This is a genomic window from Nitratidesulfovibrio sp. HK-II (assembly GCF_003402415.2).
In the GTDB taxonomy this organism is placed as follows: domain Bacteria; phylum Desulfobacterota; class Desulfovibrionia; order Desulfovibrionales; family Desulfovibrionaceae; genus Cupidesulfovibrio.
In genome coordinates, this window is the sequence record NZ_AP036014.1 from 509,666 (window position 1) to 533,494 (window position 23,829).

The following is a 23,829-nucleotide window of genomic DNA, read 5'->3' on the forward strand; positions in this document are numbered from 1 at the left end:
CCCGGCATATGGCCCGGCCTATCGGCGGACGCGGGGCGGGAGTTTTCCTGCCCTGCGTGCCGCTGCTTCTGCTCGTGCTGCTTGCGGGCGGCTGCGCCGTGGCGCGGCCGTCCGACAGCGGCGGCACGGGGCGTGCGCCCGTTGCCGCTCCGGTGACCGCAGCATCAAACGCGCCGGTTACCGTGACAGCCACCACACCGGGGGACGCGCGCATGGGCATGACCACTCCCCGCCTGCCCGACGGCACGCTGTTGACGGTGGCCGCGTCCGGCGAAATCCGCACCCTGGACCCGGCCGACGCCGCCCGTCAGGCCCTGCGCCACGACTACATCCTGCTGGGTGAATCGCACACCAGCGCGTGCGACCACCGGGCGCAGGCCGCGTTCATCGCCGCCATGCTGGCGCAAGGCGCGCGCCCGGCCATCGGCTTTGAAATGGTGCCCCGCGACGGGCAGCCCGCGCTGGACGAATTTTCGCGGGGGGCCACCCCGCTGGCAAAGCTTCCCGACACCCTCGACTGGGGCAAGACGTGGGGCTACGACTTCGAACTGTACAAGCCCGTGTTCGCCGTGGCCGACTGGGCGCGCTTGCCCGTGCACGGTCTGAACGTGCCGCAGCGCGTTGTGCGCCAGGTGAGCCGGGGCGGGCTGGAATCCGTGGCCGAGGCCGACCGCGCCTGGCTGCCGCCGTCCATCATCGCGCCCGCGCCGGAGCAGCGCGCCACGCTGACCGCCATCTTCCGCGAGCATGCGGCCATGCGGGCCGGACGCGTCGGGCAAGGCGCAGTTCAGGGGCAGCAGCCCGCCGCGCCGACAACCGCCACCGGGGTGAGCCCGGCGGCTCCGACGGTCCCTGCCGCCACGCCATCCCCTGCGCCATCCGCCCCCCCCTCCGTCCCCATGGGCAGCACCGACGAAGCCCTCGAACGCTTCCTGCTGGTGCAGTCGCTGTGGGATTCGGGCATGGCCCACCAAGCCGTGCGGGTGCGCGTGGCCCACGGCGGCCCGGTGGTCATCCTGGCCGGTGGCGGGCATGTGGAATTCGGCTGGGGCATCGCCCGGCGCATCCGGTTGCTGGACCCCGACGCCCGCGTGCTGCTGGTGATGCCGTGGCGCATCGCCCCGGACGCGGAGGGTGCCTCTCCGGCCGCCGGGAACAGGCCCGCAGCAGCGGCGGACGCCCCGCCCGATGCGGCGCAGGCCGATCTTTTCTGGGTGTGCCGGGCCGAGCCGGAACCCCCGCGCCCCATGCCCGGCATGCCCGTCATGCCTGACGGGGGCGGCCCCGCGCGGCCCCGTCTGGGCCTGCTGTTGCAGCAGGAAGCGGACGGCGCGCGCGTGCAGCAGGTGGAGCCCGGCTCCGTGGCCGAGCGCGCCGGATTCCGCCCGGGCGACCTCATCCTGCGTGTGGGCGACCGCGTGGTGGACAGTATGCGCGTGCTGCACGAGGCAGGCGCTGCGGCCGTGGCGGCCGGGCAGGACGTGCGCTTCACGGTGCGCGGCCCCGGCGATGCCGACGGCGAACGGGTGCTGACCGTGCCCGGCCTGAAGTAGGAATTTTCCGCGTCCGCCCGCGTTGTCGCGGTGCCTGGCCAGTCCGGGCGCGCGTCCGCGCATGGGGAGGGCTGCGTCGCGGAATCGGACGGATTGGAGTTTGATCGCTCCGCCCCGAATGCCGGTGCACTGGAGCGAGATTGTCCGGCGCACCGGCGCCATCACGAGCAAGAGCAAGAGTACGAGCATACGCCGGAAACCCCGGCCGGAGGATAGAATGCTGTATTGCGCCGTCCTGACCCCCCTCGGCGATGATGGATTCGCCGTGGCCTTCCCCGACTTTCCCGACGCGGCCCCCGACGACGTGGGGGCCGACACCCTGTGCGAGGCCTACGGCATGGCCGAGGAAGCGCTGGCCGAACATGTGCGCGGCCTGCTGGCCCGTGGCGAAACCCTGCCCGAACCCACCCCGCCGGACCAGTTGCCCGCGGCCCCGCCCGCCGGAGCCGCCCTGTTCATGGTGCCCGTGCGCCTGGAGCCGCGCCGGGTGGTCAAGGTGACGCTGACCATGACCGAACAGGAAAAGGACACGCTGGACGCCGTGGCCGCCGACTGGAACATGAGCCGGTCGCAGGTGGTGGTGGCGGCGATTCGTGATCTCTGCGACCGCATGGGCTGCCCCTGACGCAGGCGGCGCCTTGCGGCCGATGACTGCGTCAGGCGGCCCTTTCGCTCCGGTCGGGTACGAGAAGAGTACGCTCCCGTCGCGAAAGGGCCGCCTTCCTTGCCCTCGACACACAATTCGCCGCCTGCGCCGGTTGTGCCGTGGGCCGGTAAATGCAATGTCCTGGGGACAAACGCCCTCACGTCAGGGCCGCCTTCCTTGCTCTCGGCACGAAATCCACGGCAAACGCCGGGTTGTGCCGGAGGCCGGAAAGACGATGGCAGTGGGGCAAATGCCCTCGCGCGCGATGTCATGCGAGGGAGTGTCACCTTCCTTGTTTCTCCCGCCAATCCCGCCCCGTCATGCACGGGCCTGCTGACAGGCCGCGTCGGCGTGCCTATGGTGTGCCGATGCGGCGTTTTTTGTGCATCGCACGTCAGTCACGCGGAGTTGCCCATGCCTGAGTTGCCAGAGGTGGAGACCATTGCCTGCGGTTTGCGGCCCCAGTTGACGGGGCGGCGCATCGTGTCCGTTTCGGTGCGCAACGAAGGGACCGTACAGGGTGATGCGGCAGCGTTTGCTCGGTGCGTGCCGGGGCGCGTCATTTCTGGGGTGGGTCGGCGCGGCAAGTTGCTGCTGATGGAACTGGCCCCGCCGGACGGCCCGGACAGCCCGGACGGCCCGAACAGCCCGGACGGCCCGAACAGCCCGGACGCCGCAGACGGTGGGGCGCGTGGGGCCGCCGGGGCAGGGGCCGATGCTTCGTCCGAAGCGCCGCCCGACGCTGCCGACCTGATGGCCTGCCGCGACGCGGCGGGAAAGGCAGCGGGAACTGGCGGCACGGGCGGCAACCGCGTGCCCCATCTGCTGGGCGTGCACCTGAAGATGACCGGGCGGCTTTTCGTCTACGGGCCGGAGGTCGCGCCCAACGCGCACACCCGCGTGGTGTTCGGGCTGGACGACGGCAACCGGTTGTTCTTCGACGATGCGCGCAAGTTCGGCTACGTGCGCGCCCTGTCCGATTCGGATCTGGCTACGTGGGACTTCTGGCGTTCGCTGGGGCCGGAGCCGCTGGAAATCGCCGCGCCGGGCTTCGCGGAGTTGTTCCGGGGGCGGCGGGGGCGCATCAAGGCGCTGCTGCTGGACCAGACGGTCATTGCGGGCATCGGCAACATCTACGCCGACGAATCGTTGTTCCGGGCATCCATCCGGCCGGATGCGCAGGCTGGGGAGCTTTCGCCGGATCGGCTGCGCGTGTTGCACGGCCATCTGGTGGACGTGCTGCGGGAATCCATCGCCGAATGCGGCAGTTCCATCCGCGATTACCGCGACGCCCACGGCGATGCCGGGGCCTTCCAGAACCGCTTTCGGGTGTACGGCAGGTCCGGGCAGCCGTGCGTGGCCTGCGGGCGCACGCTGGCCACGGGCAAGGTGGCCGGGCGCACCACGGTGTACTGCGAGCGCTGCCAGAAGCCGAAGTAGGTCGGGAGTACGGGCCGTTACTGCCCGCCGTCCGCGTCGTCGCCATCCGTGTCGCGGGCCGTGGTGACCGTGGCGGGGCCGGGCCATGCGCCCGTTCCGCTCACGCCATGCGCCCCCGCCGCATCCCAGCGGGCCAGCACCTGGCCCGATTCCGCCGTCACCAGCAGGGGAATGAACCGTTCCGCCAGCGCGGCGCGGGTGTCCGCCACGGGAAAGCCCCAGCGGTTGCGGTAGCCCGCGCTGGCGATGGCCACGCGGGGGCGCGCCGCGTCCAGCAGTTGCGGCAGCAGCTTCCGTTTGCCGCCGTGGTGGGGCAGCACCAGCACCTCCGCAGAAAGGTCCGCGCCGGACGCCAGCAGCACGCGCAAGGCCGGGTCGCCCGCATCGCCGGGGATCAACGCCAGGCCGCGCCGGGCGCCGTCGCCGTCCCGCGTGGTCAGCCGCAACACCAGCGAGGCGTCGTTGTCCTGGAAGGCCGGGCCAGCCGCCTCCGGCAGCGGCGGGTGCAGCACTTCCAATTCCAGCCCGCCAGCGAGGGGAATGCGTTGCCCGGCATGCCAGCGTTCCTCGCGCAGGCCGGTACGGCTCAGGATGGCGGCCAGCCGCGTGCCGTCCTCGCCGTGCGGCTGGTCTCCGTTGCCCGCCACCCGGCGTACGGCGAAGGTGTCGATGACGTACAAGAGGCCTCGCAAATGGTCGCGGTCCGGGTGCGACCAGGCCACCGTGTCCAGGCGGGGCGGGCGGTTGTCGGTCAGTGCCGGGGCCACCACGCGGCGGCCCGTGTCCCATGAGCGCGAGGCCGTGCCTCCGCCGTCCACCAGCATGCGCCCCTGCCCCCAATCCAGCGCCACCGATTGCCCTTGCCCCACGTCCAGCACGGCCAGCCGCACGGCAGGGTCCGTGGCGGCGGCAAGGCGCGGCCACACCGGGCCCAGCACCAGCAGCACCCCGGCGGCCAGCAGCAGGGCGGCGCGGCGGCGTGCCTCGCCCGTCTGGTGCAGAACCGCCGCGCCCAGCAGCACCCACAACCCCAGCATGGCGGCGGGGTGCGGGCGCAGCAACTGGGGGTTGCCCAGCAGGCCCGCGCCATCCAGCCAGCGCAGCACGACCAGCAGCAGGTCGAACGGCCAGCGGGCTACCAGCAGCAGCCATCCGGCCGCGTCCGGAAGGGCCGGGGCCAGGGCCATGCCCGCGAGGCCCAGCGGCAGCGCCACGCCGTCGATGAGCGGCAGGAACAGCAGATTCAGCGCGAACCATGGGCTGGACGTGCCGAACACGCGCGCGGACAGGGGCAGCAGGATCAACTGGATGCACAGGGTCACCCACAGGGTGCGCGCGGCGAACATGACGAGGCGGGTGCGCCACGTGCGGGACGTCGCGCGGGTGGCGGAGCGGGATTGCGGTGCGGCCCCGGCACCGTGTCCGGCCGTTTGTCCGGCCGGGTTCCCGTCCCCACGCCCATCCTGGGGCCACAGTTCCCCGATTTCGCGCAGCCGCCGGGGCAGAAGGGCGGCCAGCGGCCTGGCCAGGGCGATGCCCGCCACCGCGCAGGCGGAAAGCTGCAACGACAGGTCGTCCGCCGCGCCGGAGTCGAACAGCACGATGACGCACACCGCCCACAGCAGGCCGTCCAGCAGCACCTGGGGCCTGCCGCGCCAGTACAGCCACCCCCAGAACACCAGCATCAGCGCCGCGCGCACCAGCGATGGCGGCGCGCCGCCCAGCCACACGTAGGCCAGCGCGGGCGGCAGGGAACAGGCCAGGGCCAGCTTGCGGCGGGGAACGCGCAGGTACACGCCGGGGGCCACGCGCCCGGCCAGCAGCGCGGCACCGGCCCCCAGCGCCGCCGCCGCGCACAGGTGCATGCCCGACAGGGCGATGGCGTGGATCAGCGAGGCGCGGGCCACCAGGTCCAGGTCGCGGCTGTCCAGATGAAAGCGGTCGCCCAGCACCAGCGCGGGCAGGAAGGCTCCGGCCGGGGTGGGCGGTTCGGGCGCGTCGGCGGGAGCGGCATTGGCGGCGCTGATTTCCGTCCGTGGCCCTGAACCAGCAGGGTCGGCATCAGTGTTAGGCTCGCCATGCAGGGCGATGGCCCGCAGCATGGCGGTGCGCAGGTTTTCGCGCAACGTCCATCCCGTGGACGGCTCGCCTTCCACGCGGGGCGCGCCCTTGGCGTGGGTGGTCCAGGCACGGAAGCGCACCTCGCGCGAGGCCCAGAACGCCGCGCTGTCGTCCCCGCCGGGGTTGGCCAGCCCGCGCATGGGAGCCACGGCGGCGGTGACGGCCAGGCGGCTGCCCGGCGCGGGACGCAGGGGCGGGTTCTGCCACGAAAGGGCCAGCAGGCCGGGCAGGGGAGAAGGGGCGGGAAGAGCGTCGGAGAAATGCGGGGATGCGGCGGAGCCCGCCGTCCCGGCGGGATTGCCCCCGCCTTCGGCGTGTCCGCCATCCGGCCGCACATCCGCCAGAAGCAGGCGGATGCGCCCGTCGGTGGTGGGGGTGCATTCGGCCACAGTGCCGGTGAAGCGCACCGGGCGGCCGGTGTCGGCCCAGGCAGGAGTTGGCGGTGGCGGGCCGGGTTGGCGCAGCCAGGCCGCCCCCAGCCCCGCGCCAAAGCACAGCGCGAAGACGGTTACCCGGGCAAGGCCGCGCGCCCGCGCGCCCATGCCCAGCCACAGCAGCGCGGCCGCCGTGGCGGCCCATACGGGTTCGCCCCGTGGCGGCAGCGCGGCCAGCCCGGCCAGCGCCGCCAGCAGGCAGGCCTGCCGGAACAGCAGCGGGGGCAGCGGGGAGAAGGGCAGGGGCTGCGGAGATGGCTGGGGCATGCGGCCCGCCGGACCTGCGGCGCAGGCGTGCGTGGGGGTGAAACGAAACGGGCGGGACCGCGGCGTGGCGAACCCGCCCGGAGGCGCGCGTCTATTCGGGCATGCGCGTGATGCGCGCGCCCACGGCGTTCAGTTTTTCCTCGATGCGTTCGTATCCCCGGTCCAGGTGGTAGATGCGCTGGACGTGGGTTTCGCCCTGCGCGGCAAGGCCCGCCAGCACCAGCGAGGCGCTGGCCCGCAGGTCGGAGGCCATGACCGGTGCGCCGATGAGCCGCTGCACGCCGCGCACCATGGCGGAGTGGCCGGACAGCTTGACGTCCGCGCCCATGCGCACCAGCTCCGGCACGTGCATGAAGCGGTTCTCGAAGATGGTTTCCTCCACCACGCCCGCGCCGCTGGCGATGGTCATCAGGGCCATGATCTGGGCCTGCATGTCGGTGGGAAAGCCGGGGAAGGGGCGGGTGGTCACGTCGCGGGCGCGCAGGTGGCCGTTGTGGGTCACGCGCACGTCGCGCGCGCCTTCGCGCTCGATGATCAGCCCCATGTCGCGCAACTTGGCGATGACCGCCTCCAGTTCCTCGAAGGGGCAGTCGGTCAGCAGCAGGTCGCCGCCGGTGATGCCCGCCGCCACCATGAAGGTGCCCGCCTCGATGCGGTCGGGCATGATGCGGTATTCGCATCCGCCAAGGCGCGGCACGCCCTGCACCTTGATGATGCCGGAGCCGTGCCCCTCGATCTTCGCCCCGCAGGCGATGAGGAAGTTGGCCAGGTCCACCACCTCCGGCTCGCGGGCGACGTTTTCAAGAACAGTTTCGCCCTCGGCCAGGGTGGCGGCCATGAGCAGGTTCTCGGTGCCGCCCACGGTGGGGAAGTCGAAGTGGATGTGCGCGCCGCGCAGCTTCTTGCAATGGCCCTGGATGTAGCCGGATTCCAGGTCGAAGGTGGCGCCCATCTTTTCCAGCGCGGTCAGGTGCAGGTCCACGGGCCGCGCGCCGATGGCGCAGCCGCCGGGCAGTGCCACGCGGGCCTCGCCCAGGCGGGCCAGCAGCGGGCCAAGGCACAGCACCGAGGCGCGCATGGTCTTCACCAGGTCGTAAGGGGCCTCGGGCTTCAGGTCGCACGGGGTGACGGTGACGGTGTGCCCGTCGAATTCCGCCGGACAGCCCAGGATGGCCAGCAGTTTGTTGGTGGTGAAGATGTCGCGCAGGCGCGGCACGTTGGTGTAGGTAATGGGTTCTTCGGCCAGGATCGAGGCCATCAGGATGGGCAGCGCGGCGTTTTTGGAACCGCTGACGGCGATGGCGCCGCGCAGGGGCGCTCCGCCGTGGATGACAAGCTTGTCCATGTGGTGAGGTGTGTCCTTTTACGGGTGTTCGCTGTGCGTATGTTCGCGGCGGAACGTGATCCGCGCTGGTGATTGCTGTGTGCCGCCGGGCTGACGGAGCCGGGCGGCAAGTCCGGAAATCGGGCGTTGACGGGGAAATGGGCCGATTGCCTCTTGACCGGTCCCGACGCCGGGTGTATATGCGCTCTCTCTTACGGCGGATGTAGCTCAGTTGGCAGAGCACCTGGTTGTGGCCCAGGTGGCCGTGGGTTCAAGTCCCATCATTCGCCCCATTGATTCCGTGCCCCGCGAAAGCGGGGCTTTTTCGTTTCCGGGACCCGGCGCGGGGTGGGATGGCCAACGATTTCACGGCGTGCCGGAGCATGGACGGGCGGGCGTGTTTTCTGTGCGCGCGCCGCGTTCATGGAGGCCGGACCATACCCTTCCCGGCCCGGAAACGGAACCCCCCCGCCTTGGGTGGCGTCGGTCGGCGCTGCCGCCAGGCCGTCGCCCCGCATCCATGAAACCGGTATGAAATGTGGTGGTTTCTGCCATGGCGGCGAGCCGCCGTCACTGCCCGTGGGCGTCGAGCAAGGTGCGGATGCTGCGGCAGGCGGTGCGCACCGCCGCGTCGAAGCGTTCCACCAGCCCCTCGACGGCTTGCGGCCCGCCCTGTTGCTTCGCGCCGCCCGTGGGCATGCCGTCGGGCGCGTCGCCATGCCCGTCTTCGGGCAGTTCCCCGGCCAGGATGAGGGCGGTGCGCTCCAGTTCGCGGGCGGCCATATACACCTCGGTGGCGGAAATGCTGCCCGCCGCGCCAGCCACGGCGTGGGCTCGTTCGGACAGGGTCCGCCATGCCGTCACCGGGCTGGCCGCGCCCTTTTGCGCGGTCGTGGCAAGCCCGCGCAATTCCTCTCCCGCCTTCGCATAGGTAGCCACGAAGCTGCCCAGCACCCGCAGGTACAGCCAGGCCTTGCCGTTCATGCGGCGCACGCCGCCCGCCACGTCCAACCCGGGCAGGGATGCGGGCAGGTCTTCGGGCGCGGGGCGGTGGTCCCGCGCGCCACGGGCGGCCTGCGAGTTCGGGACGTCATGAACGGCCGGTTCGGGGCGGTGCGGCATGAACCGGCGCAGGGTGGACAGCAGTTCCCCGCGCTCCACCGGCTTTGGCAGCCGCGTGGCGATGCCCGCCTCGCGCAGGGCGTCCTCGTCCTCGCCCTCCACCCGCGCGGTGAAGGCGATGACCGGCGCGCCCGGCCGCAGGCGCAGGCCGTTCGCCGCGCCGCGCTCGCGAATGGCCGTGGCCACCTGATAGCCGTCCATGCCGGGCATCTGGATGTCCAGCAGCACGGCGTCGAAGGGCGCGTCCATCGCCGCATCGGGCCCTGTCGGAGCCCCGATGCCGTGGACCAGTGTCGCCAGCGCCTCTTCACCCGAAGGGGCAGTTTCCACGGCCACCCCCGCCGACGTCAGCATTTCCAGCGCCACGGCGCGATTGATGGGGTTGTCGTCCACCAGCAGCACCCGCGTCCCGAGCAGGGCCGGGTCTGCCTTCTCGGAGGACGGGCCGCGCGCGGCGGGATCGCCCGCCGGGCTCGCGAGCGGACCGGGGACGGATGTGGCTGCCGCCGCGCCCGCGGCGGTGCGGTGCGGCCTTGGCGTGACGGCAACAGCTGGGAAAACCGGGGAATCGGGGGGCGGGGAGGGCGTTGCCTCGCCGCATGCCGCCGTGGTTTCCTCGGGCCTGGCGACGGCTCGCAGGGCCGCATCGCGCAGGGCGTGCAGCTTCACCGGCTTGATGAGCACCGCCAGCACCCCGAGGCGGGCGGCGGTGGCCGCATCGGGTTCGCGGCCCATGGCGGCCGCCACCAGCAGCGGCGGCACGGCCACGCCTTCTTCGCGCAGCCGCATGAGAATGGTGGATGCCGCGCAGACGCTGGGTATGTCGTCCTGTCCGGGCGTGCAGTCCGGGGGCGCGTCGGCCGGTGTGGCCAGCCCCTCGTTGGTGGCCCCGATCAGCGGCAGGTACAGGCCGCAGAGCACGAAATCCCAGGATGCGGCCCGTGCCGCGCTTCCATTGGGGGCGGGTTGGCCGCTGGCGTCCGCGCCGTCTGAATTCGTCGGGTCATGGCCGCCTTGCGGGCCGAGCTGCGCCGTGGGGCCGTCGTGCAGCGCGGCCCGCAGGGCGGCCACGTCCGGGGCCACCTGGCAGCGCACGCCCAACTGGGCCAGCAGCCGGGCCAGCACGCGGGCGCAGGTGGGATTGGCCTCGGCCACCAGCGCCAGCCGTCCGGCCAATGCCGGGTGCGGCGTTTCGGCCGCTTCCTGCTCCGGCGGCAGGCCGAAGCGGGCGGTGAACCGGAAGGTGCTGCCCCGGCCAGGCTCGCTCTCCACGTCCACGTCGCCGCCCATGAGGTGCACCAGCGCCCGGACGATGGACAGCCCAAGGCCGGTGCCGCCGAAACGGCGCGACACGGACGCGTCGGCCTGGCTGTAGGATTCGAACAGCCTCGCGCGCGCCTCGGGCGCGATGCCGATGCCGGTGTCGCGCACCGAGAAGGCCAGCGTCGCGTCTGTCCGCGCGTTCGGCCCTTCCCCCGGTCCGGCTTCCGTTGCGGGCAGGGCCACGCGGATGACCACCTCGCCCCGTTCGGTGAACTTGAAGGCGTTGGCCGCCAGGTTCACCAGCACCTGGCGCAGGCGCAGCGGGTCGCCCACCAGCACCGGGGGCACGTCGGTGTCGATGTCCACCACCAGTTCGATGTCCTTGACGGCCAGCCGGTCGTGGAAGAGATCAATGACCTCCTCCAGCAGGTCGCGGGTGCGGAAGGGAATGGCTTCCAGGGTAAGCCGCCCTGCCTCCAGCTTGGAAAAGTCCAGCACCCCGTTCACCACCCCCAGCAGTGAACGGGCCGAAGATCGAACCAGATTCAGGTATTCCCGCTGCTTGGGCGAAAGGTCCGTGCCAAGGGTGATGTCCACCATGCCGATGACGGCGTTCATGGGGGTGCGTAGTTCGTGGGTGACCCCGGCCAGGAATTCGCCCTTGGCGTGGCTGGCCCGCTCCACGCGCGCCCGCGCCGTGTCCAGGGCGGCCGTGCGTTCGCGCACCGCGCGCTCCAGTTCGCCCTGCTGGACGGTAAGCTGGCGCTCGTGGCGTTCCACCTGTTCGAGCATGGCGTTGAAGGCGTCCACCAGTCGACCGATCTCGTCGCGGCCGTGGCGGGCGGCGCGAAGGGAATAGTTGCGCTCTTCCGCGACCTTGCGGGCGATGAGGGCAAGCCCCGCCACGGGCATCACCACAGTGCGCCGCAGAATGAGGATGATCAGCACAACCAGCGTCATGCCGATGACCGTGACTCGCACGGCGTTCTCGCGCACCATGGCCGACAGGGCGTCGTTGACGCCGCGCGGCGAAACCATCACCAGCACGCTGCCGATTTCCTCGCCCTGGTGGGCCAGCACCTCGCGCTCGATGATGAAATCGTCGCCCGTGGTCCCGCTCCACGGCACGGCCCGCCAGTCCTCGTCGCGCTGCATGCCGCCGAGCAGGGTTGCGCCATCGCGCTCGAACAGGGCCACGGCGTATACCCGCTGGTCGTCCATTTCCGCCTCGATGACGGCGGCCATGGAGGCGGCGTCCAGGTTCCACGCGGGCGTCTGAAGCTGGCGCGCCGCACGTACGGCCAGGCGGCGCGCGAAATCCTCGATCTCGCGGTGCATCTTGCGGCTGGCGGCGCTGTAGTCCGTGACCATGAACACCAGCAGCATCACCGTGGTGACCAGCGCGATGAGCAGGCCGAGGCGGGTCTGGATGCCGGTGAGGGGGCGGGGAGCCTTGTCGGGCATGCGGCGTCCTTTGTGGGGGCTCCGGACGGGGGTGCGGCGGCGGTTTTCCGTGCGCTTGCCGCAGTGCGCCCGTGCCCGGCGCACGGGGGCGAAGACGCGGGGCGCGTGCTCCGGCCAGCCTACCCGGTTTTGCCGCCCCGCACAACGCGCAGCAGGGCGATGGCGTCACGGCTGCGGCAGCACAGGGAAAGGCCCAGATACAGCCCTGCGGCCAGGGGTACGCCCAGGGCCAGGCGCGCGGCCGGGGGCAGCGGGGGGGGCGCCCACGCCGTTTCGGCGAACGCGCCTGCAAGCCACCACGCGGGCAGGCAGGCCGCGCAGGCCAGCGCGGCGTGCAGCAGGGCGGAACGGCCGTGCAGATCCACGGCGACGCCCGCGCGCCGCAGGGCCAGGACCAGGCAGAGCGTGTTGGCCCAGGCCCCGCAACTGGCCGCCAGCGCGGGCCCGGCAACCCCCATGGGCCGCAGCAGCAGCGCGCCGAGCCCCAGCGTGACCAGCACGGACGCAAGACCAGCCGCCACCGGCACGCCCGTGGCCTGCCGGGCATTGCAGGCGGCCAGCAGGGGGCGGGTGACGGCAAAGGCGGGGATGCCCGGCGCGTAGGCCAGCAGCGCGGCCACCGTGGCGTCCACGGCCTGGCGGTCGAAGGCCCCGTGTCCGAACAGCAGGGCGACCAGCGGCACGGCCACGGCGGCAAGGCCCATGGCCGAGGGCAGGCTGATGAACAGCGAAAGGCGCAATGCGTCGCCCAGCACCCGGCGGAATTCGTCGTGGGGGTGGCGGGCCGCGCCGGGGGCAGGGCCTGTGGGGCCGGGCCGCGCGTCCGCGCTGGCGGAAAGCGCGGGCAGGGCGGCCACGCCCACGGCCACGCCGAACACCCCGAGGGGGAATTCCATCAGCCGTTCCGCGTAGTAGAGGGCGGTGACGCTGCCCTCGGACAGGAACGAGGCCAGCAGGGTGCAGGCCAGCACGTTGAGTTGCTGGGCGGATGCGCCGAACACCCCTGCGGGCAGGGCGCGCGCGGCCTCGCTCGCCTGCGGGTCGCGCACGGGCAGGGGGGCGCGCCAGCGCAGGCCAAGGCGGGCCAGCGCGGGCAGTTGCAGGGCGAGTTGCGCCACGCCCCCCGCCAGCACGCCGCAGGCCAGCAGGGTGGCGGCGTCGCCGAATCCGGCCAGGGCCAACCCCCCGGTGGCCATGACGGCCAGGTTGAGCACCGCCGGGGCCAGGGCGGGCGGCAGGAAGCGCCCGTGGGCGTGCAGCATGCCCGCGCACAACGCGACGCATGTGGCGGCCACCCCGTAAGGCAGGCAGATGCGCAACAGGCTCGCGGCGCGCTGCGCCACGCCGGGCGGCGCGCCCGCCGCGCCGAAGCCGGGGGCCAGCAGCAGGGCAAGCGGATGTGCCAGGGCCATGCCCAGCAGGCACAGCAGGGCCAGCGGCAGCAGCGCGCGCCAGAGTACCCCGCGCCCGAAGGCGAAGGCCCGCGCGTCGCCTTCCCGTGCCCGCAGGCGGACGAAGGCGGGGGTGAAGGCCAGCGACACCGCGCCTTCTCCGAGCAGGCGGCGCATCAGGTTGGGCAGGCGGAAGGCCACGAAGAAGGCGTCCGCGCCCGCTCCCGCGCCCAGGATGTGGGCGGTCAGCGCGTCGCGGGCGTAGCCGAGCAGGCGCGAGGCCAGCGTGGCCCCGGCTACCGTGGCGGCGTTGCGGGCAAGGCCATCGCGCGTCGCGTCGCCGTGCCCTGTCCCGGCGGGCGGAGGCGGCGTGGCGGTGTGGTTGGCGGGCGGGGGCGTCATGCCGGGGCCTCGTGCGGTGAAAAATGCGGGGCACGACCGCCCCGCGCGCAGTGTAGCGCAGCGCACCCGGCCTGGGAACCCGGCACGGCGGGCGGATTCGGGACCAGTCGCGCCCGGCCGTCCCTTGCAGGCACTGTTGGCCTCCGCCCCGCGCGCCGGTTCCGGCGGCGTGGATGCCGACGAGGTCGGGGCCGTGATCGGGGCGGCGGATACCGGAAAACCGTCCGGAAATTCCGGATCACGATGCACGGCCTGCCGGGCAGGGTATCGCGCGCCTGTGTGAAATCAAATAAATATGAAATGTTATGAACGTATTGCGGGGCCTGTCGGTCCCGAGGCAGGAGTTGTTATTTCCGGCGGCTTGTATTACGCCCACGTGACGGGTCGCTGCGGCCCGGAGAACACTCATCCTTCGGCCGCCCGCGTGGTGGGCCGCACGCGCGAGGCACGCGCGGCAAGCTGGCATGGCATAGGGGGTATGCCGCGTGAGCGACCAGAAGGGACAAGACGCCGCAGGGAACATGCGGCGAGGCGCAACCACGGGCCAGGGCCAGGAGCCGGACCCGCAGGATGCGCACGCCCCCCGGTCCGGGGCCGCGTCGCCGGGCCAGGCCGCTGCGGCGCACGCTCCGGAGCATCCCGCCGGTCCGCCCACTTCGCCCACTTCGCCCAGTCCGTCCGGTTCGTCTGGTCCGTCTGGTCCGTCCGGTCCGGCCCATCAGGCGGAGCGGGAACGAGACGCCCTGCCCGACATTCCGCCGCCCGCCGCGCCACTGGGGCCTGCCGCCAGCGAGCGCCCCGCGCCCGCCCGCCCACGGATTTCCCCGGTGTCCGCCACCCTTGGCACCCCTGGCGCCCCTGGCGACCCTGGCGACGCCGCAGACCCGGACGCGGCGCCCACCCGCGCCCGCCACGCCGTGCCCTTTCCGCATTCCCCGGCCCCGCTGCCGGATGGCGACGCCGCGCAGAGCTTTCGCGTGCTGGCCGAACACCTGGCCGATTGGGAAAGCTGGGAGGACGCCAGCGGCAAGGTGGTGTTCGTCACCCCCGCCTGCCAGCGCATCACCGGGTATTCCCTGGAATCCTTCCGCGCCAACGCCCGGTTCATCGAGGGCATCATGCACCCCGAGGACCTGCCCCTGTGGCGCAAGCACCGCGAGATGGTGGCCTCCGGGGCCGAGATGGTCGAGGTGGAGGTGCGCGTGCGCACCCAGGACGGCCGCGAACGCTGGCTGGCCTGCACCAGCCGCCGCCTGCACGAGGAGGACGGCGCGCCCGGCGGCATTCGCTTCAGCGGGCGCGACGTCACCGACCGCAAGATCATGCTCACCCAGATGAAGCACCAGGCCTGGCACGACCCGCTCACCGGCCTGCCCAACCGCGCCCTGTGCCTGGACCGCATCGACCGTTCGCTGCACCGCGCGCGGCGCGGTTCCGACAACGTGTGCGCCGTGGCCTTTCTGGATCTGGACCGCTTCAAGGTGGTCAACGATTCCATGGGCAACCCCGCGGGCGACCAGGTGCTGCGCGAGGTGGCCCGGCGTCTGGCCGAGAACATCCGCACCATCGACACCGTGTCGCGCCTTGGCAGCGACGAATTCATCCTGCTGCTGGACGAGGTGCGCTCGGAAGAAGAGGCCCTGGTCACGGTGCGGCGCATCTGCACCTCGCTGGAACCGCCGCTGGAGGTCGCCGGGCGGCAGATCCGCATTTCCGCCAGCGTGGGCGTGGTGGTGACCCGGGGCGGCGGCTGCGCCGACGAGATGCTGCGCAACGCCAACATCGCCATGCACCACGTGAAGGAGCACGGCGGCGACGGCATCGCGGTGTTCCAGCCTTCCATGCTCGAACAGGCCATGAACCTGATGCAGCTGGAAATCGACCTGCACCGGGCGCTGGACAACAGCGAATTCTTCCTGGTCTACCAGCCCATCATGTCGCTGCATGACCGCAAGCTGACCGGGTTCGAGGCGCTGGTGCGCTGGAACCACCCGGAACGCGGCATCGTGGGGCCGTCGGAGTTCATTCCCGTCTCCGAGTCCACCGGGCAGATCCACCAGGTGGGCCGCTGGGTGCTGGCCGAGGCGTGCCGCGCGCTGGCCGCCTGGCGCGCGCAGCAGGCCTCCATGCGCGGCGTGGTCATGCACGTCAACCTTTCGGCGCGCCAGCTTTCGCAGCCGGGCCTGGTGGAGCAGGTGGCCGCCGTGCTGCGTGAAACTGGCCTGCCCGCGCGCTGCCTGAAGCTGGAAGTGACCGAAACCATGCTGATGGAGAACCCGGACTACGCCAACCTGGTGCTGCGCAGGCTCAAGGAGATCGGCGTGCGGCTGTGCATCGACGACTTCGGCACCGGGTATTCCTCGCTCAGCTACCTGCAGCAGTTCCCCATCGACACCCTGAAGGTGGACCAGAGCTTCGTGGCGCGCATGTGCCGCGAGCCGGGGCATTTCAAGATCGTGCAGGCGGTCGTGGCGCTGGCGCACAGCCTTGGCCTGGACGTGGTGGCCGAAGGCGTGGAGGAAGAGGAGCAGCGCATCATGCTCTCCGAGCTTTCGTGCGAAGGCGGCCAGGGCTACCTGTTCTCGCGCCCCATGCCGGGCGAGGACGTGCCCGCCATGTTCGCGGACCGGCCCAAGGGCCACTAGCCACGGGCCAACGCCCGCCCGGCTCATGAAGGTTCCCGGCCACCAACGGGGGGGCGGCCCCCATGCGGCCCCCATGCATCGGAAAGGCGGCTAACCCCCTTTCGCTGCGGCTCCCCCAGGGTGTATGCTCGCCGGACGCGGGAAGGCCCATGCGCCCCGCGCCACGCATCCCAAGGAGCCCTCATGCGTCACGTGGAGTGGTCGAACCGGTTCAGCGTGGGCGTGCCGGAACTGGACGCCCAGCATGTCCGCATCATCGAACTGCTGAACGACATGGCCGAGGCCGCCGCCTGCCCCGATGACGGCAGCCGCCTGCGCGCCGTGCTTTCGGGGCTGAAGGCTCACGCCGCCGCCCATTTTTCGGCCGAAGAGGCCGTGGTGCGCCAGGTTGCCCCGGAACTGCTGGCCTTTCATCAGGGCGAACACCTGAAATTCCTCGCGCAGGTGCGCGAATTCACCCTGGCCCTCGACGCGGACGACCATCCGCCCATGCTGCCGCTGGAGATGTTCCATTTCCTGAAGTCGTGGTTCGAGGACCACATCGGCGGGGTGGACATGCACTACGCGGCCCGGCTGCGCCACGGCGGCGTCACCGCCCCCACGGGGCAGCCCGGCGGGCCGGAATAGCCTTTCCCGGCTGAGTATCCTGTTGGCGGGAGGGGACCGCCCGCGCCGCCCGCCGTCACGCACATTTCCCGCACCATCGCGCGCGGCCCCGCCTGACGCGCCTTACGTGACTGGCGCGCCTGACGTGGCTGACATGGCTGACGTGACTGTCGTCATGCCCGCCCATCCGCACACTCCGGAGGATACGTGCTGCTCAAACTGTATTCGTGGAACGTCAACGGCATCCGCGCCTTGAGCGGCAAGCCGGAATGGAACTGGTTCGCCGGGTGCGACGGCCACATCGTGGGCCTTCAGGAAACCAAGGCCGAGCCGGAACAGGTGGCCGCCGCCCTGCGAGAGCCCGAGGGCTGGCAGTCGTGGTGGCTGGCATCGCGGGTGAAGAAGGGCTACTCCGGGGTCGCCACGTTCAGCAGGGTGCAGCCGCTGGCCGCGCACCTGGACATGCCGGACCCCGCCTGGCAGGGCGAAGGCCGGTGCATCCATCTGGAATTTCCGGCCTTCCACTACTTCAACATCTACTTTCCCAACGGCGGGCAGGGCGAGCAACGCCTGAACTACAAGCTGGGCTTCTACGACGCCTTCCTGAACCACGCCGAAGACCTGCGCCGCCACAAGCCCATCGTGGTCTGCGGCGACTTCAACACCGCCCACAGGCCCATCGACCTCGCCCGGCCCAAGGACAACGAGGACGTCTCCGGCTTTCTGCCCATCGAGCGTGCGTGGATGGACCGCTTCACGGCGGCGGGCTACGTGGACACCTTCCGGCTGGTGCAGGGCGACACGCCCCACGCCTATTCGTGGTGGTCGTACAAGACTCGCGCCCGCGAACGCAACGTGGGCTGGCGCATCGACTACTTCTTCGTTTCGGAGGAACTGCGCGGCGCGGTGCGCGACGCCTGGATAGACATGCACGTCATGGGGTCGGACCACTGCCCGGTGGGGCTGGCGCTGGACGTGGACATGTAGCGGCCGCAAGGGCGCGTGGGATTCGCGCGCGGCCGGGGCCGGGGCGATGCCCGTGAGAAAGGCTCGCGTCAGGAGCCCGCGCCAAAGGGGCGCGGCACGCCCGATTGTACCGGTCGCACCCGTTCGCCCCGGCGAACGCCTGTTCGGCGGGGGGTGCGGCGCGTACGGAAAATCAAGGGGCATGCCCGCCATGATGGTGGCGGGCATGCCCCTTTTCGCGTGCGCTATTTCGTGCAGGCGGCCGGAACGGCAACCCCGCCGAGCCCGGCGAGGATGTGGTTCAGCGCTTCGCACAGGTCGGGCGAGAGGTGCGTGTCGCTGCCAAGCAGCCGCACCACCTCGGTGACCGAGGCGTCGGGCGGAACCGGAATGCCCGATTCGCGGGCCAGCCGGATGAGTTCTTCGCGTATCTCGCGCATGAGGACCCCCCTCAAGGAAGATATGGCCGCCGGAGCGCCGGCCGGTGCAGGGCCGACGGTTGGAAGGGACGGCGTGTGGCTGGCGTTGGCTGAACGCCCGCTGGCCATGCCGTGCCGCCCGGCGGTGTCGGGAAGTTTCCCCCCTATCCGCACCGGCCGCGAATTGCAAGCGCGGGCGCATTCCGCCCGTGGCGGGGTGTGGGGGGGGCACGCCGGGCCTGGGGGCGCTTTCAGGTCCGGTTGTTTGAAAAACGCCCGCGTTTTTGTCCATCGCGTTTTGGTCCATCCGCGCGGAGCAGCCGGACAGGCCCCCTCCTGCCTGTTTCGCCCCCTGCTCCGCGCTGTTCCGTCCTTGCTTCTCGCCCCTGCCGTTCCCGGCCCCGGCTGCCACGCCCCCCGAATTTTTCCGCCAGACTGCGCAAACCCCTTGCCCCGCCTGCATGTTTGACATGCGGGTGCGTGTCGGCCATAGTCCCCGCACAGGAAAAGGTATGGAATTTGGGTGGTTGGACGTTCAATCCGTCGCCCCGCGACAGGTGAATTCCAACCCGGACCGTGGCGCGCCCGCTTCGCCGCATGCCTTTCGCCGCCCGGCCTTTCCGCACGTTGGCCCCTTTGGCCGTCCGCCCGCCCGGCTTGCCCCGTGCGGCGCTGGTCGGCGTCGTGCCGCGCGCCCGCTTCCATGCCCCGCCGCCCGTCATCCCCGGCCCGGCTTTGCCCGGCTCTGACCGCTTGTGTTCGCAAGGAGGCTCAATGGAAACGGACTGCATCGCCCCGGCCCGGCCGCGCTCTCGTGCCGATGGCCTGCTCGACTGGGTGCAGATGGGCACGGGGGCGGCGCTGGCGCTGTTCGCCTGCATGCACATGATCTTCCTGTCCAGCGTACTGTTTGGCGCGGGGGCCCTGAACGGGCTTTCGGCCGTCATGGACGCGCTGCACATCGAAACTCTGGGCGGCATCGGCATTGCCGTGGTGTTCTGCATCCACGCCACCGTGGCCGCCCGCAAGATTCCCTTCAAGGCCGCGCAGGCCGTCACCGCCTGGCGGCACGCCCGCCTGCTGCACCACCCCGAGACCTGGGCGTGGGTTGCCCAGGTGGTCACCGCGTTCATCCTTGCGGTGTTCATCACCATCCACATCTGGACGGGCCTTACCGACCTGCCGGTGCAGGCGCTGAAAAGCGCCGTGCGCGTGCAGCTTGGCGGCTGGTTCTGGGCGTTTCTGCTGGTGCTGCCCGCGCTGGCGCTGCATCTGGTCATCGGGGCGTGGCGCGCCGGGGTGAAGTGGGGCCTGATTACCCGCGAAAACCGTGCGGACATCACCCGCAAGGGCCTGTACCTGCTTGGCGGGTTCCTGTGCCTGTCGCTGCTCACCCTGCTGCGCTTCCGGCTGCTGCCGCTGGAATAGGAGACGCACGCCAATGCAGATCATCCACACCGATCTTCTGACCATAGGCGCGGGCCTTGCCGGAGAGCGCTGCGCCATAGAGGTGGCGGGCGCGGGCTTTTCCGTGGTCTGTCTCTCCCTGGTGCCCGCGCGGCGCTCGCATTCCGTGGCCGCGCAGGGCGGTATGCAGGCCGCCCTTGGCAACGCCATCATGGGCGACGGCGACAGCCCCGACGTGCACTTTCTGGACACCGTGAAAGGCTCCGACTGGGGCGCGGACCAGGAAGTGGCCCGCATGTTCGTAGAGGCGGCCCCCATCGAAATGCGCCGCCTGGCCCACTGGGGGGTGCCGTGGAACCGCGTCGTCGCGGGCACGCACACCTACTGGAAGGGCGGCAAGCCCTTCGAGGCCACCGAAAAGGCGGAAAACCACGGCCTCATCCACTCGCGCGCCTTCGGCGGCACGGCCAAGTGGCGCACCTGCTACGCGTCGGACGGCGCGGGCCACGCGGTGCTGTACACCATGGACAACCGCGCCGCGCAGCTTGGCGTAACCGTGCATGACCGCTCCGAGGCCGTTTCCTTGATCCACGATGGCGAAACCTGCCACGGGGCCATCGTGCGCTGCCTGCGCACGGGCGAGCTGCGCGCCTATCTCGCGCGGGCCACGCTTGTCGCATCCGGCGGGTACGGGCGCATCTACCGCGCCTCCACCAACGCCATCATCTGCGAGGGGACGGGCCTGTCGCTGGCGCTGGACACCGGCGTGGCCAAGCTCGGCAACATGGAGGCCGTGCAGTTTCACCCCACCGGCACCGTGCCCACCGACATCCTGGTCACCGAAGGGTGCCGGGGCGACGGCGGCACCCTGCTGGACCGCGACGAATACCGCTTCATGCCCGACTACGAGCCGGACAAGGCGGAACTGGCCTCGCGCGACGTGGTCTCGCGCCGCATGATCGAGCACATGCGCACCGGCAAGGGCGTGCAGAGCCCCTACGGCGAGCATCTGTGGCTGGACATCCGGCACCTGGGCGAGCAGCACATCCGCACCAAGCTGCGCGAGGTGGACGAAATCTGCCAGAACTTCCTGGGCATAGACCCGCTGCACCAGCTCATCCCCGTGCGGCCCACCCAGCACTATTCCATGGGCGGCGTGCGCACCGACAAGACCGGCGCGGCTTACGGCCTGAAGGGGCTGTTCAGCGCGGGCGAATCGGCCTGCTGGGACCTGCACGGCTTCAACCGGCTGGGCGGCAATTCGCTGGCCGAAACCGTGGTGGCGGGCGGCATCGTGGGCCGCAACATTGCGGAATTCCTGCAGGGGTATGACACCACCTTCTCCACCGCCCACGTGCGCGAGGCGGCGGCGCGGGACGATGCGCGCATCAAGCGCATCGTTTCCGGCGCGGACGGCAGGGAAAGCGTCTACGCCGTGCGCGAGGCCATGTACGACATCCTGGAGCGGGCGGCCTACGTGTTCCGCAACGGCACGGACCTGACCTGGGGCGTGCAGGCTCTGCAAGAGGTGCACGAGCGGGCGCAACGCATCGGCCTTGCCTCCGACGGGGTGGGGGCCAACGCGGAACTGGCGCTGGCCATCCGCATGCCGGGCATGGTGCGGCTGGCGCTGTGCGTATGCCACGGCGCGCTGATGCGCACCGAAAGCCGGGGTTCGCATACCCGCGAGGACTTCCCGGAGCGCAACGACCGCGACTGGCTGAACCGCACGCTGGCCTCGTGGCGTCCGGGGGCGGATTTGCCGCACCTCGACTACGAACCGGCCACCAGTTACGTCGAACTGCCCCCCGGTGACAGAGGGTATGGCGGCGGCAAGATCATCAGTGCGTGACGCACATGGGGCCTGTCGCCCGATTGCGTCGTCAAACGCGCATTGTTTCTCGGTCACGTACGAGGGGAGTACGCTCCCTTCGCAACAATACGGTTTTCCTCGCACTCGGGACGACATTCCCGCATGTGCCAGGTCGATAGGGAGCCCGACATGCAACGCTCGCTGACCTTCAACATCTTCCGCCACAACCCGCAGGACCCGGCGTCCGTGCCGCACATGGACACCTACCGGCTGGACGAAACGGACAGCATGACGCTGTTCATCGCCCTGCACCGCCTGCGCGAGGAACAGGACCCCTCGCTGAAGTTCGACTTCTGCTGCCGCGCCGGTGTGTGCGGCTCGTGCGCCATGGTCATCAACGGGCGGCCCGGCCTTGCCTGCCACACCAAGACGCGCGACCTGCCGGACACCATCACCCTGTTGCCCCTGCCGGTGTTCAAGCTGGTGGGCGACCTTGCGGTGGATACGGGCACGTGGTTCCGCGCCATGTACCAGCGCACCGAATCGTGGATTCACACCCGCGCGGAATTCGACCCCGCCGCGCAGGAAGCGCGCATGGAAAACGAGGTGGCCAACGCCATCTACGAACTGGACCGGTGCATTGAATGCGGCTGCTGCGTGGTAGCCTGCGGCACGGCCAACCTGCGGCCCGACTTCCTGGCCCCGGCCGGGTTCATCCGCGTGGCGCGCTTTGCCGCAGACCCGCGCGACCAGCGCACCGACGCGGACTTCTACGAGATCATCGGCTCGGACGAGGGCATCTTTGGCTGCATGGGCCTTTTGGCCTGCGAGGATGTCTGTCCCAAGCATCTGCCGTTGCAGACCCAGCTGGGGTATTTGCGGCGCAAGATGGGGCTGACCGTGCTGAAAAGACTGCTGCCGTTCGGGGGGTAGTGGGGCAGGGAAGGATAGGGATGGGGCCGACGCATGGTCTGAAGCCCTTGGTAACGAAGGAGCGCGCGACTCGGCATGGTTGGGCCGCCTCCGGCGTGGGGTAGGGGGGCCTATAGCGAGGCCCCCCTACCAACCCCCGCGCTTCGGGGGCTGCGCCCCCGATCCCCCGGCCTCATGCGCGCATTCCCCGTGCCGGGCAGCTTCCCTGCGGCGCAGTGCGCCTTCGGGTGATCTGTCCGGCGGGAATGCCATGCGCGCGGTGCTCCCGCCGCCTTGGCCGCACGCGTGCGCGTGCCCTGTCCGTAGCGTTGTTCCCGGTGCGCCCGCTAAGCCGGAGCTTCCGCCGCATGCGCGGCGGCGATCTCCGTCGGCGGGCGCAATCCGTTCGGTGGTTGGCACTGTCGGGTGACGCGGGAAAGGCCGCATACCCGCCGGGGCTTGCGCTGTCGTGCGGTTGCGGTGTTGCGTTGCGGGTGTTCCGGTCCTTGGTCACGCGGGCATCCGCACCGGCATCCGGCTGTTGCCGCAGGGCCGCGCCGCTTGCTAGGGTGGCGAGGCGGCGGCAGACCGGCCCGCCGGTCGCCCATCCGCAACCGAAGAGAAAGTCAGGAGGAACGGGGCCATCCCCCGGTTTCTCCCCCGTTCATACCGGACAAAGGAGCCAGACATGCGCCGCATACCGGCGACACGAGTTGTGGAGGAAGTGGCGCGGCTGTGCGTGGAGTGCAACCGCTACCTGCCCAAGGACGTGCGGTGGGCCTTCAGCCGCGCGCAGGCCGAAGAAGACAGCGACGTCGCCAGGGAAGTGTTCCGGCAACTGCTGGAAAACGCCGACCTTGCGGCCACCACCGGCCTGCCGCTGTGTCAGGACACGGGGCTGGCCGTCTTTTTCGTGGAGCTTGGCGAGGACTGCCGCGTGGACGGCATGACCCTGCGCGAGGCCATTACCGAGGGCGTGCGCATCGGCTATGCCGAAGGCTACCTGCGCAAGTCCGCCTGCGACCCCATGACCCGCAAGAACACCGGCGACAACACCCCGGCGGTCATCCACATGGACCTGGTGCCCGGCGACCGGCTGCGCATTGCCTTCATGGCCAAGGGCGGCGGCAGCGAGAACATGTCGCGCGTGACCATGCTGGCCCCCGCGCAGGGGTGGCAGGGCATCAAGGACTTTGTGGTGCAGCGCGTGCGCGAGGCGGGGCCGAATCCCTGCCCGCCCACCATCATCGGCGTGGGCGTGGGCGGCACCTTCGACTACGCGCCCATCCTGGCCAAAAAGGCGCTGCTGCGCCCGCTGACGGACATCCACCCCGACCCGGACATGGCCGCCAAGGAAGCGGAGCTGCTGGCCGCCATCAACGAACTGGGCATCGGCCCCATGGGCCTTGGCGGCAAGACCACCTGCCTTGGCGTGAAGATGGCCTTTGCCCCGTGCCATCTGGCCAGCCTGCCGCTGGCCGTGAACGTGCAGTGCCATTCGGCCCGGCACGGCGAGATTGAACTGTAGCTAGGGCTGCGGGCCGGGCCGGGAGCCGGGCGGGACAGGCGGACGGACTAGTCGGGCAGAACAACCCGGCGGACGCTTTCCGGCAAGTGGTCGGCAAGCTGCGCAA

Annotated in this window: 15 protein-coding genes and 1 tRNA gene; 11 read left to right on the forward strand and 5 right to left on the reverse strand. The window is 71.0% G+C overall.

Annotation, left to right across the window (positions count from 1 at the left end; all coding sequences use genetic code 11):
- Window positions 1–8: 8 nt before the first annotated feature.
- From RVX_RS01875 to RVX_RS01885, 3 genes are all read left to right on the forward strand, one after another.
- On the forward strand, window positions 9–1,553 hold the full coding sequence (locus RVX_RS01875) for a ChaN family lipoprotein (protein ID WP_420192398.1): 1,545 nt from the start codon (window positions 9–11) through the stop codon (window positions 1,551–1,553).
- Between the two features lie 217 nt (window positions 1,554–1,770).
- The gene (locus RVX_RS01880; protein WP_116306820.1) at window positions 1,771–2,178 is read left to right on the forward strand and encodes a type II toxin-antitoxin system HicB family antitoxin; all 408 of its coding nucleotides are present in this window, start codon (window positions 1,771–1,773) and stop codon (window positions 2,176–2,178) included.
- Between the two features lie 435 nt (window positions 2,179–2,613).
- Window positions 2,614–3,639, forward strand: coding sequence for an Fpg/Nei family DNA glycosylase (locus RVX_RS01885; RefSeq protein WP_116306818.1), 1,026 nt, complete (start codon window positions 2,614–2,616; stop codon window positions 3,637–3,639).
- 17 nt (window positions 3,640–3,656) lie between these two features.
- On the opposite strand, the gene RVX_RS01890 is transcribed toward RVX_RS01885, so the two are convergent.
- Together RVX_RS01890 and murA are read right to left on the reverse strand one after the other, a co-directional pair.
- Window positions 3,657–6,461, reverse strand: a complete 2,805-nt coding sequence (locus RVX_RS01890; protein ID WP_116306816.1) for a ComEC/Rec2 family competence protein — start codon at window positions 6,459–6,461, stop codon at window positions 3,657–3,659.
- Window positions 6,462–6,552: 91 nt separating this feature from the next.
- Window positions 6,553–7,806 (reverse strand): UDP-N-acetylglucosamine 1-carboxyvinyltransferase, encoded by a 1,254-nt coding sequence (gene murA, locus RVX_RS01895; RefSeq protein ID WP_116306814.1) that lies wholly within the window; start codon window positions 7,804–7,806, stop codon window positions 6,553–6,555.
- 196 nt (window positions 7,807–8,002) lie between these two features.
- Between murA and RVX_RS01900 the strand changes: the two genes are divergently transcribed.
- Window positions 8,003–8,078, forward strand: a tRNA-His gene (locus RVX_RS01900).
- A 277-nt stretch (window positions 8,079–8,355) separates the two neighbouring features.
- Here the strand turns inward: RVX_RS01900 and RVX_RS01905 are convergent.
- Together RVX_RS01905 and murJ are read right to left on the reverse strand one after the other, a co-directional pair.
- The gene (locus tag RVX_RS01905; protein WP_116306812.1) at window positions 8,356–11,634 is read right to left on the reverse strand and encodes an ATP-binding protein; all 3,279 of its coding nucleotides are present in this window, start codon (window positions 11,632–11,634) and stop codon (window positions 8,356–8,358) included.
- A gap of 119 nt (window positions 11,635–11,753) precedes the next feature.
- Complete coding sequence (gene murJ, locus RVX_RS01910; protein WP_116306810.1) at window positions 11,754–13,427, reverse strand: murein biosynthesis integral membrane protein MurJ; 1,674 nt, start codon at window positions 13,425–13,427, stop codon at window positions 11,754–11,756.
- Window positions 13,428–13,948: 521 nt separating this feature from the next.
- On the opposite strand from murJ, the gene RVX_RS01915 reads away from it, so the two are divergent.
- From RVX_RS01915 to RVX_RS01925, 3 genes are all read left to right on the forward strand, one after another.
- Window positions 13,949–16,072, forward strand: a complete 2,124-nt coding sequence (locus tag RVX_RS01915; RefSeq protein WP_230404683.1) for a putative bifunctional diguanylate cyclase/phosphodiesterase — start codon at window positions 13,949–13,951, stop codon at window positions 16,070–16,072.
- A gap of 183 nt (window positions 16,073–16,255) precedes the next feature.
- Window positions 16,256–16,699, forward strand: coding sequence for a bacteriohemerythrin (locus RVX_RS01920; protein WP_116306806.1), 444 nt, complete (start codon window positions 16,256–16,258; stop codon window positions 16,697–16,699).
- 186 nt (window positions 16,700–16,885) lie between these two features.
- On the forward strand, window positions 16,886–17,665 hold the full coding sequence (locus tag RVX_RS01925; protein ID WP_116306804.1) for an exodeoxyribonuclease III: 780 nt from the start codon (window positions 16,886–16,888) through the stop codon (window positions 17,663–17,665).
- A 224-nt stretch (window positions 17,666–17,889) separates the two neighbouring features.
- Here the strand turns inward: RVX_RS01925 and RVX_RS01930 are convergent, their stop codons facing one another.
- Complete coding sequence (locus tag RVX_RS01930; RefSeq protein WP_007526235.1) at window positions 17,890–18,084, reverse strand: hypothetical protein; 195 nt, start codon at window positions 18,082–18,084, stop codon at window positions 17,890–17,892.
- Between the two features lie 753 nt (window positions 18,085–18,837).
- On the opposite strand from RVX_RS01930, the gene RVX_RS01935 reads away from it, so the two are divergent.
- The 4 genes from RVX_RS01935 (at window position 18,838) to RVX_RS01950 (ending at window position 23,723) form a co-directional block, all read left to right on the forward strand.
- The gene (locus RVX_RS01935) at window positions 18,838–19,491 is read left to right on the forward strand and encodes a succinate dehydrogenase/fumarate reductase cytochrome b subunit (RefSeq protein ID WP_116306802.1); all 654 of its coding nucleotides are present in this window, start codon (window positions 18,838–18,840) and stop codon (window positions 19,489–19,491) included.
- 13 nt (window positions 19,492–19,504) lie between these two features.
- A complete protein-coding gene (locus tag RVX_RS01940; RefSeq protein WP_116306800.1) occupies window positions 19,505–21,322 on the forward strand; it encodes a fumarate reductase flavoprotein subunit in 1,818 nt (605 codons plus the stop codon).
- Window positions 21,323–21,472: 150 nt separating this feature from the next.
- Window positions 21,473–22,216 (forward strand): fumarate reductase iron-sulfur subunit, encoded by a 744-nt coding sequence (locus RVX_RS01945; RefSeq protein WP_116306798.1) that lies wholly within the window; start codon window positions 21,473–21,475, stop codon window positions 22,214–22,216.
- Between the two features lie 667 nt (window positions 22,217–22,883).
- Window positions 22,884–23,723 (forward strand): fumarate hydratase, encoded by an 840-nt coding sequence (locus tag RVX_RS01950; protein WP_116306796.1) that lies wholly within the window; start codon window positions 22,884–22,886, stop codon window positions 23,721–23,723.
- Window positions 23,724–23,829 lie beyond the last annotated feature (106 nt).